Raw genomic sequence first — 323 nt, 5'->3', positions numbered from 1 at the left:
AATTTCTCGGCCGTCAGCTCCGGACGGTTCAGATACCCACGTGCCACACCGACACCACCGATGCACAACTCCCCTGCAACCCCAATCGGCTGCAATTGCTCCGTGCCTTCCTTCACGATGTACAGGCGAATGTTTTGAATCGGTTTTCCGATCGGAATGACTGCATATTCTTCCGTCGGCTCGCAATCAAAGTACGATACGTCCACCGTCGCTTCGGTTGGACCGTACAGGTTGATCAGCTTCGCTCCGGTCAGGCTCGACACGAGCCGTTGGAAGCGAGCCACATGCTGTGGCGGCAAGGCTTCACCACTGGCAAAGACATG

Annotated in this window: 1 protein-coding gene; it reads right to left on the bottom strand. The window is 56.3% G+C overall.

Features of this window, described 5'->3' with window-relative positions:
- Positions 1-323 (bottom strand): AMP-binding protein (locus tag G9G53_RS25855; protein ID WP_165150902.1); only part of this gene is annotated, 323 nt, incomplete at both ends.

It is taken from the genome of Paenibacillus sp. EKM206P (assembly GCF_011066155.1).
Taxonomy (GTDB): Bacteria; Bacillota; Bacilli; order Paenibacillales; family Paenibacillaceae; genus Paenibacillus; species Paenibacillus polymyxa_D.
Note: the sequence above shows the minus strand (reverse complement) of the source record. Positions and strands in the feature narration are given on the sequence as shown.